This is a genomic window from Enterobacter cloacae complex sp. P15RS (assembly GCF_014895905.1).
In the GTDB taxonomy this organism is placed as follows: domain Bacteria; phylum Pseudomonadota; class Gammaproteobacteria; order Enterobacterales; family Enterobacteriaceae; genus Enterobacter; species Enterobacter quasihormaechei.
On the sequence record NZ_JADBQL010000036.1, the window covers coordinates 1 to 8,160 of the forward strand.

Below are 8,160 nucleotides of genomic sequence, written 5' to 3' on the forward strand. Positions count from 1 at the left end.
CCCGCCCAGCCCCAGGCGGGCGCTGTCCAGCTGTTCCAGAAACCAGCGTGGATCTTTGCCTTCACTAACAGGTACATTCAACAGAAGTAAGATTTCGACAGACGCCTGACGGATCGCCGCCAGGCAGCGTTCAAACTGCTCGCGGGTATGATGCGATGAGCTCATCATCTTTGTTTTCCTTGAGAGACAACGAATACCGTTAAAGCGGCATTAAAGGTGATTTTTCTTTTTATTTATACGAGGTTAAACATACCTGACTTTCTGTTGAAATAAAGTGACAACCCTATAATCATTTACAATGTCTCAGGAGAATCTGAATGCCCGCCTTTACGACCGCACGCCTCACCTGCTCGCCGCTTCAGGAGCAAGACTGGCCCTTTTTTCTGTCACTTCAGCAACATCCTGACGTGATGCGTTTTGTCGCCGAGGCGCGAAGCGAGGCGGACATTCGGGAAGCCTTTGAGTCTCGACTGTTGCCGTGGACGCCGGGTAGCGCACACTGGCTCTGCCTTGTGGTGCGTGATACGGCCAGCCAGACGCCGCTGGGCGTGACCGGCTATGTACACCGGGAGGCAGATTGTGCCGAAGTTGGTTTTCTCTTTGCGCCCTCTGCGCAGGGGAAAGGTTATGGCTTTGAATCGCTGCGGGCCGTGTGTGATTTCGCGTTGACTCAGGGCAATATTCGTCGGCTCACCGCCACCGTTACCGCGGGAAATATCGCCTCAAGGCGGCTGCTGGAAAAAACAGGTTTTCAGCTGGAAGGTGAGTTGCGCGAGAGTTATTTCCTTTCAGGGCAATGGCATAACGACTGGCTGTTCGGTTTATTGAAAAAGGAATACCCGTTCAGTAAAACCTGATCAACAGCCATTTGGCGGATATTCCCCGGCCGTCGTTTCCTCTATAGTCCCGCCATTAAGAGGAAACGCTTATGACGGGTTATGCAATGCAGATAACGTCTGCTGCAATCGCATTAATTAAAAAGCAGCAGGGACTTTCCCTGGAAAAATACCGTGACGAAAAGGGAATATGGGTTATAGGGTACGGTCACGTGATTCGCCAGTGGGAGATATTTAACGGCCTCATTACGCCGGCTGAGGCGGAGTATTTGCTTTTCAATGATATTCAATTATGTGAGACGCTGCTGCGGGAAACGAACCGACGCCCATTAACCCAACAGCAGCATGATGCCCTGGTATTAACTCTCTTTAGTTTTGGGGAAGACTCCCCTCTGCCAGAGAAGATCCTTCAGGCTGTCGCCCGGGTGTAGTACATCGCGGCCTGCGTCCGGTTTTTGACGTCAAGACGGCGGAAAAGCGTCTCAAGATGCGCTTTTACCGTTGCCGCACTGATGTTGAGATTACGCCCAATCTCTTTATTCGACTCTCCGGCCGCCAGTAACTTCAACACCTCACGCTGGCGCTCGCTTAACAATGACAGTTCATCATGAGAGGAGTGCTGCTTCAGCCACTCGCCGGGAAAACAGACCATTCCTCGCGATACCGAATCCAGCATTGCGGAAAAGCGTTCGGGATTCGCATTGCGGGGGATTATCGCCACCACGTTGCGCTGTAGCATTTGCTCAACCCAGCGAGGCTCTTTTTTCGTTAATACCAACACCACGCGCGCCGCTGGAAAACGATCCGTAATCTCTTCCAGTAAAGCCACACCATTATCATGAATTAAATATCCATCTATCATGACGATAGCGGAGGGTGACGCGGATAATTGCGCCCATAATTCATCAGTCTGACGAGTCCCTGTCAAATCTATTTCCGGAATTAACTTCTGCAAACTGCACATCGCTCCATGAATAAATAATGACTGCCTGTCAAACATGATTACTCGCATCGTTTTACTCCTCTGAGAATAGCGAAGGGGGATTCTACAGAGGCATTTTTTAAGAAAAAACTCAATGAACGGAGAGGTTACAATTCATCCGGCTCTCTTTATATTTTCCCGCATTTAGACATACCTGAATTAAGGATTTCCTTAAGAGGGTTCCCTCCCCTTAAGACCGAACATTACAGGAACATACCGCCTGATACTTCAATACGTTGCGCATTCATCCAGCCCAGTTTGTCGCTGAGCAGGGCCGCAATGGCGTCACCAATATCATCGGGCAGGCCCACGCGTCCCAGCGCAGTTTGCGACGCCAGCAGCTGGTTAAGCTCCGCATTATCCCGCACGCGTCCGCCACCAAAGTCGGTTTCAATGGCGCCGGGCGCGATGATATTGACGGAAATACCGCGCGCGCCCAGCTCTTTTGCCTGATAGCGGGTCAGCACTTCCATCGCCCCTTTCATGGCAGCGTAGGTGCCTGAGCCTGGCTGAGTAAAACGGGCCAGTCCGCTGGAGACGTTCAGGATCCGTCCCCCGTCTTTTATAAACGGCAGCAGCTGCTGGGTGAGGAAAAACGGGCCTTTGAAATGAATGTTCACCGCATCGTCAAACTGCGCCTCCGTCGTCTCGGTATAGGGGGCGTATAAGCCTGTGCCGGCGTTGTTCACTAAATAGTCAAAGGTGTCACGTTGCCAGACATGCTGAAGGGTGTCCTTCACCTGTTGAGCAAAACGCGGAAAACTTGCCGTATCGCCGACGTTAAGCTGCAATGCGGCCGCTTTTCCGCCTTTTGCCTCTATTTCGCGCACAACGTCATGCGCCTCCTGCTGGCTGCTGTTCCAGGTCAGGATGATGCCTGTCCCTTCCGCAGCCAGCTTCAGAACGGCGTTTTTACCCAGGCCGCGGCTACCGCCGGTCACTAATGCAATACGTTCACGCATAATTCACCTCGTTTCGTCTGTGATGAAGATTGAGAAAGAGCTTATTAGATGGTAGAAAATCAATAAATACTCCTGCTAACGCTTCACTGTTTCATTCGTAACAACAATGACTAACATCTATGGATAAAATACACGCAATGCAGCTTTTCCTTCGCGTCGCGGAACTGGAGAGTTTTTCCCGCGCGGCGGAGACGTTAAGCCTGCCGAAAGGGAGCGTATCGCGGCAGATCCAGGCTCTGGAAAACGCCCTGGGTACGCAGCTGCTGCACCGCACTACCCGTCGCGTCAGCCTGACGCAGGACGGCATGGTTTATTATGAACGTGCAAAAGATCTGCTGATGAATCTGGACGAGCTGGACGGCATGTTCCTGCACGACCCCTCCTCCATCAGCGGTCGGCTACGCGTGGATATGCCCGTTGCCATTGCGCGAAATGTCGTCATTCCAAAACTGCCTGCCTTTTTACAGCAGTACCCCGGCATTGAGCTGGAGCTGAGCAGCAGCGACCGCCTTGTGGACGTCATCCGCGAAGGATTTGACTGCGTGGTGCGCGTGGGTAACCTGAAAGACTCCGGGCTTATCGCCCGTCCGCTTGGGAAGCTTTCGGTGATTAACTGCGCCAGCCCGGACTATCTGACGCGATTCGGCTACCCTGAGACGCTGGACGATTTGGCCTCACACGCCCTCATTCACTACTCCGCCACGCTGGGCACCCGCCCGCTGGGTTTTGAGTATTTCAACGGCAGCGCGACCCAGTGGGTGAAAACGGGAGGCGTACTAACGGTCAACAGCACGGAAACCTACCAGGCCGCCTGTATCGCCGGGCTTGGCATTATACAGGTCCCGCGCGTCGGGGTGCGTGATGCCCTGCGCACGAAAAAACTCGTGGAGATCCTGCCGCAGTACCGGGCTGAACCGATGCCCGTCTCCCTCATTTATCCCCACCGCCGTAACCTCTCCCGCCGGGTGCATGTGTTTATGGCGTGGCTTACCGAACTCACAAAAAGTTACGTGGACTAGTCGCAAGCTATAATTCAGTAACATCCAGCTCAACGAAAAGGAAAATGCGCGTGACGCCGGAAAATAACCCGCAACGACCGACTCAACATTTAGATTATGAACCCATCAAAAAGATGGATAACGAACCTGAAGCGCCGAAAGAGCCTGGAACGGCCAGCAAAGCGCTGGGCACCGTAACCGGTATAGCTGAAAAAATTCAGCAGATACCCGCGATTGCCCACCTGATACGCGCCGCTGAGCGCTTCAATGACCGCATGGGAAATCAGTTCGGCGCGGCGATCACCTACTTCTCTTTCCTGTCGATGATCCCCATCCTGATGGTGTCGTTTGCCGCCGCCGGTTTTGTGCTGGCGTCTCACCCGACGCTATTGCAGGACATCTTCAATAAGATCCTGAACAACGTTAGCGACCAGACGCTCGCCACGACGCTTAAAAGCACCATCAATACCGCCGTGCAGCAGCGTACCACCGTGGGTATCGTCGGGTTGCTGATTGCGCTCTACTCCGGGGTGAACTGGATGGGCAACCTGCGTGAGGCCATTCGCGCCCAGTCGCGTGACGTCTGGGAGCGTACCCCGCAGGACCAGGAGAAGATATGGGTGAAGTATCTGCGCGACTTTATTTCGCTGATTGGGCTGCTGGTGGCGCTGGTCATCACGCTCTCTATCACCTCGGTCGCCGGTTCCGCGCAGCAGATGATTATCTCCGCGCTGTATCTGGATTACATTGAATGGCTGAAGCCAGCCTGGCGCGGTATAGGGCTTGCCATCTCCATCTTTGCTAACTACCTGCTGTTCTTCTGGATCTTCTGGCGTTTGCCCCGCCATCGCCCGCGCAAGAAGGCGCTGATCCGCGGGACGTTGATTGCCGCTATTGGTTTTGAGGTGATCAAAATTGTGATGACCTATACGCTGCCGTCGCTGGTCAAGTCTCCCTCCGGCGCGGCCTTTGGTTCAGTGCTGGGGCTGATGGCCTTCTTCTATTTCTTCGCGCGCCTGACGCTGTTCTGCGCCGCGTGGATCGCCACCGCAGAGTATAAAGACGACCCGCGCATGCCGGGAAAAACCCACCACTGATGTTCTGTCGGGCTGATATTTCAGCCCGATTCATCATTTCAGCATATAAATCCAGACCGTAACTTTTATTTAACTCAAAACCAGTTTTAATGACTGACATTTAAAATGTGTGAAGCATTTCATGGAAGTGTTTTCGCTGGCCTGAAAATTATCCGCTTTTTGTTGCTTTTATGACCACGCCACGCCTTTGTTACAGATTGAAATGTCGCTTTTGCTGTGCCTAATATGGCCCTTCGTTCGTCCAAAAATAAGAAAATATTATGCAAGCAACAGCCACCACACTTAACGAAGGGGCGGAACACGTTCCGGTCAATTCCCGCAATAAAGTCGTCGTCGCATCGCTGATTGGCACCGCCATTGAGTTCTTCGACTTTTACATTTATGCCACCGCTGCGGTCATTGTCTTTCCGCATATTTTCTTCCCACAGGGCGACCCGACGGCAGCCACGCTACAGTCTTTAGCCACCTTTGCTATCGCCTTCGTTGCGCGTCCGATTGGTTCAGCGGTCTTTGGGCATTTTGGCGATCGCGTTGGCCGTAAAGTGACGCTGGTTGCCTCGCTGCTGACCATGGGGATCTCTACGGTTGCCATCGGCCTGCTGCCGACCTATGAAACTATCGGCATTCTGGCGCCTGTGCTGCTGGCGCTGGCGCGCTTTGGTCAGGGTTTAGGCCTGGGCGGGGAATGGGGCGGCGCGGCGCTGCTGGCGACCGAAAACGCCCCGGCGCGCAAGCGTGCCCTGTATGGCTCTTTCCCGCAGCTGGGCGCACCGATTGGCTTCTTCTTCGCTAACGGCACCTTCCTGCTCCTCTCCTGGCTGCTGACCGATGAACAGTTCATGAGCTGGGGCTGGCGTATTCCGTTCGTCTTCTCAGCCGTGCTGGTGCTGATTGGCCTGTACGTGCGCGTGTCCCTGCACGAAACGCCGGTCTTCGCGAAAGTCGCCGCGGCGAAAAAACAGGTTAAAGTTCCGCTGGGCACGCTGCTGACCAAACACCTTCGCGTAACCGTGCTGGGCACGTTCATTATGCTGGCGACCTATACGCTGTTCTACATCATGACCGTTTACTCCATGACCTACAGCACCGCCGCCGTACCGGTCGGGCTGGGCCTGCCGCGTAACGAAGTGCTGTGGATGCTGATGATGGCGGTGATTGGATTTGGCGTGATGGTGCCCATCGCGGGCCTGCTGGCGGATAAATTTGGCCGTCGTTCAAGCATGATCGTCATCACCTCGCTGATCATCCTGTTCGCGCTGTTTGTCTTCCCGCCGCTGCTGGGTTCAGGTAGCCCTGCGCTGGTGATGGCGTATCTGCTGATTGGCCTGAGCCTGATGGGACTGACCTTTGGCCCGATGGGCGCGCTGCTGCCGGAGCTGTTCCCGACCGAAGTGCGTTATACCGGCGCGTCGTTCTCCTATAACGTTTCGTCTATTCTGGGCGCCTCGGTCGCCCCGTATATCGCCACCTGGCTTCAGGCAAACTATGGCCTGTTCTATGTGGGCGTCTATCTGGCGGCAATGGCAGCGCTGACGCTGATTGCGCTGCTGCTGACGCACGAAACTAAACATCAGTCACTGTAAGATGATGCCGGGTGGCGGCTACGCCTTACCCGGCCTACGATTCACATGCAGGCCGGGTAAGCGCAGCGCCATCCGGCAAGAACGGGCCACACCTTACTTCTTCATCTGCGACAAAATCGTCCGACACTGATTCGCTTCGCCTTCTGACGGCGAAATCAACGCCAGCAGCGCCGCCGCAGGGGTGACCAGCGTGGCGAGTGCGGCGGCAACTGCACCGCGCGCAATCAGCGGCCCGGCCTTCACGCCCGCCTGCGGCTCCTTGAAGGTCCCGCGCACGTAGAGCGGCGAACGCAGGGTAATGATACGTATACCTTTACTTTCCGGATCGATGGTCAAATCCAGCTGCTCGGATGCCATGCTGGCGGTACCGGTGATGTTGATAACCGCGTTTTCCGTGTCGAAGGCGAAAATCTGCGGACGCGCCACGCCGTTGACCAGATCCACGTTTGCCGCCGCGCAGTTCACGCGCACTTCGTCGTCACCGAAGATTTGCCCGATGATAAAGTTCCCGACGTTCAGCCCCAGGATCTCCATCAGGTTACGGCTCACCAGACCGTCGTTCATCAGCAGCTTCAGGTTGCCGTTTCCGCTGCCCAGCAGCGCCGCCACGGAGTTGCCCGTGCCGCGAATGTCCGCGTCGCCGTTCATCTCACCGAGGGTCTTCTGCATCAGCTCCACGTCCGGCATCAGCTCTTTCAGCTTCAGCCGGCGCGCCTGGATCTCCGCCCGTCCCTGCATCGGCTTTTTATCCCCCTCCAGGTGGATATTCGATGAAATGGTTCCGCCCGCCATGCCAAACTTCAGCGGTTGCAGTCGCAGGTCGGCGTTTTTCAGGATGATATGGGTTGAGAGATTGCTCAACGGCAGCGTGCTGCCATGCTCAATTTTACGTCCTTTGAAGCGCACGTCCGCATCCATCACGTCCCACTTGTCGGTTTCGAAGCGGTCATAGGGCAGTACTTTGCCCGCAGGCTGGACGTCCTTTTTGACCTCTTTTGACTTCGTGCCTTTACCCGAATCTACGCCAATCAGCGGCCCAAGATCGGCCAGACGCAGCTGGCGGGATTCAACGTCACCCTCCAGTTTCGGGCGTGGTTTCCCGGTGGTGTAGGTCAGCGTACCGTGAATATCGCTGTCGCCGATGCGGCCGTTGAACCCACGGTAGTCAAAGACGGACGATTTTTCAGCGTCGATTTTTGCGACCAGGCGCCCGTCCGTTTCGAACGGCGGGGTATCCGGCAGCAGCACGCCGGTGAGATCGTACAGTTCACCCAGCGAATCGCCGGCAAACTTAAGCTGGAGGTCGACGCCGCCCATGTTCATCGGGTCGTTAACCGTGCCCACGAACGCCACGCGGGTATTGCCCGAGCGGAAATCCGCCTGCACCGGGAACGGCGTGCCCTCGCTTCTGAGCGCCAGCATGCCGCCGATTTTGCCTTTGCCGGTGAGCGGCTGGCCGTTGTAGCGCCCCTTCGCCGTCAGGCCGAAGACGTAATCGCCCGCTTTGCTGTCATCGCCTTTGGCTTTACTGCCCGTCACTTCGCTAAACGGCAGCGGCTTGCCCAGCGGATCGACGAGGATCTCTACGTCGGCCTTACTCACCTTATCGTCAATGGCGATCCGCCCGCGATCGAACAGAATATTGTCGAGGCGGAAAGACCACGAAGAGGGCTGCGCATTCGGATCTTTATCGTCGCTGCCG

General features: G+C 55.5%; 9 protein-coding genes. 5 read left to right on the forward strand and 4 right to left on the reverse strand.

From position 1 onward, the window contains the following. The coding region (locus IM267_RS18955; protein ID WP_255508025.1) for an STY4199 family HEPN domain-containing protein at window positions 1-168 on the reverse strand (168 nt) is incomplete at its 3' end. 149 nt (window positions 169-317) lie between these two features. Here IM267_RS18955 and IM267_RS18960 point away from each other — a divergent pair. Further along, window positions 318-857: a GNAT family N-acetyltransferase gene (locus tag IM267_RS18960; RefSeq protein ID WP_193034058.1), complete on the forward strand. Its 540-nt coding sequence runs from the start codon at window positions 318-320 to the stop codon at window positions 855-857. Between the two features lie 71 nt (window positions 858-928). Further along, window positions 929-1,267, forward strand: coding sequence for a lysozyme (locus IM267_RS18965; RefSeq protein WP_193034059.1), 339 nt, complete (start codon window positions 929-931; stop codon window positions 1,265-1,267). Here IM267_RS18965 and IM267_RS18970 read toward each other — a convergent pair. Both IM267_RS18970 and IM267_RS18975 read right to left on the reverse strand, forming a co-directional pair. Next, window positions 1,246-1,848: a response regulator transcription factor gene (locus IM267_RS18970; protein ID WP_193034060.1), complete on the reverse strand. Its 603-nt coding sequence runs from the start codon at window positions 1,846-1,848 to the stop codon at window positions 1,246-1,248. The two genes, IM267_RS18965 and IM267_RS18970, sit on opposite strands and share 22 nt — an antisense overlap. A gap of 173 nt (window positions 1,849-2,021) precedes the next feature. Continuing rightward, complete coding sequence (locus tag IM267_RS18975) at window positions 2,022-2,780, reverse strand: SDR family NAD(P)-dependent oxidoreductase (RefSeq protein WP_193034061.1); 759 nt, start codon at window positions 2,778-2,780, stop codon at window positions 2,022-2,024. A 119-nt stretch (window positions 2,781-2,899) separates the two neighbouring features. On the opposite strand from IM267_RS18975, the gene IM267_RS18980 reads away from it, so the two are divergent. The 3 genes from IM267_RS18980 to IM267_RS18990 all read left to right on the forward strand — a co-directional run bounded on the left by IM267_RS18980 (window position 2,900) and on the right by IM267_RS18990 (window position 6,458). Then, window positions 2,900-3,799: a LysR family transcriptional regulator gene (locus IM267_RS18980; protein WP_063865341.1), complete on the forward strand. Its 900-nt coding sequence runs from the start codon at window positions 2,900-2,902 to the stop codon at window positions 3,797-3,799. A gap of 50 nt (window positions 3,800-3,849) precedes the next feature. Further along, window positions 3,850-4,875: an inner membrane protein YhjD gene (gene yhjD / locus IM267_RS18985; protein ID WP_063450037.1), complete on the forward strand. Its 1,026-nt coding sequence runs from the start codon at window positions 3,850-3,852 to the stop codon at window positions 4,873-4,875. A 260-nt stretch (window positions 4,876-5,135) separates the two neighbouring features. Then, entirely contained in the window at window positions 5,136-6,458 is a 1,323-nt protein-coding gene (locus IM267_RS18990; protein WP_063865340.1) for an MFS transporter, read from the forward strand. A gap of 93 nt (window positions 6,459-6,551) precedes the next feature. Here IM267_RS18990 and IM267_RS18995 read toward each other — a convergent pair. Further along, the coding region (locus IM267_RS18995; protein ID WP_226848191.1) for an AsmA family protein at window positions 6,552-8,160 on the reverse strand (1,609 nt) is incomplete at its 5' end.

Bases quoted from the DNA above. Each gene is read 5' to 3' on its own strand.
- IM267_RS18960 (WP_193034058.1), top strand. From the start codon at position 318: ATGCCCGCCTTTACGACCGCACGCCTCACCTGCTCGCCGCTTCAGGAG.
- IM267_RS18965 (WP_193034059.1), top strand. From the start codon at position 929: ATGACGGGTTATGCAATGCAGATAACGTCTGCTGCAATCGCATTAATT.
- IM267_RS18970 (WP_193034060.1), bottom strand. From the start codon at position 1,848: ATGCGAGTAATCATGTTTGACAGGCAGTCATTATTTATTCATGGAGCG.
- IM267_RS18975 (WP_193034061.1), bottom strand. From the start codon at position 2,780: ATGCGTGAACGTATTGCATTAGTGACCGGCGGTAGCCGCGGCCTGGGT.
- IM267_RS18980 (WP_063865341.1), top strand. From the start codon at position 2,900: ATGGATAAAATACACGCAATGCAGCTTTTCCTTCGCGTCGCGGAACTG.
- IM267_RS18990 (WP_063865340.1), top strand. From the start codon at position 5,136: ATGCAAGCAACAGCCACCACACTTAACGAAGGGGCGGAACACGTTCCG.